Origin of the sequence: Vibrio sp. 10N.222.55.C6 (genome assembly GCF_041473395.1) — a bacterium.
In the GTDB taxonomy this organism is placed as follows: domain Bacteria; phylum Pseudomonadota; class Gammaproteobacteria; order Enterobacterales; family Vibrionaceae; genus Vibrio; species Vibrio crassostreae_C.
Genome location: NZ_JBFRSD010001244.1, coordinates 1 through 479, shown reverse-complemented (window position 1 = coordinate 479; position 479 = coordinate 1). Strand labels below are relative to the sequence as shown.

The 479-nt window shown below is 30.3% G+C and carries 1 protein-coding gene; it reads left to right on the top strand.

The annotated features are described in order from the left end of the window. The coding region (locus AB4486_RS28380; protein ID WP_372120171.1) for a hypothetical protein at window positions 1-479 on the top strand (479 nt) is incomplete at both ends.

The window sequence follows — 479 nt, the reverse complement described above, 5'->3', positions numbered from 1 at the left end:
CTACAATGCTCACGCAAAAGTTAACGACTTCGAAAATAAATTCAACCAAGAGTTACTCGAGCTTTCTATAGATAATGGTAATATATTAATCGTTGTTGACGGAATAGACGAAGTAATCGCAAAGTTGAATAATAAATTTGATGTGAACTCATTTATTGAGAGCATTTTTGAAAGTTATTTAATTGGTAATGAGAAAACCAAGATAATATTAACGTGTAGGGATTATTTTTGGGATCTAAACACAGACGATAATTATAACATCAGTAAACTTGAATTAAGCCCATTTACTCGAGAGCTAACAGAGAAATTTTTCGCCAAAGAATATAACAAAGATTCATCTGAATTTAGAAAATGTATGGAATATGCTGATGAATTCAAATTCGACACTAAAACGGAAGGCGATAATCGATATGTTTATATTCCATATACCTTAGATCTAATATCAGACATGATAAAACAAAAAAGAGAATTTGGAGTAG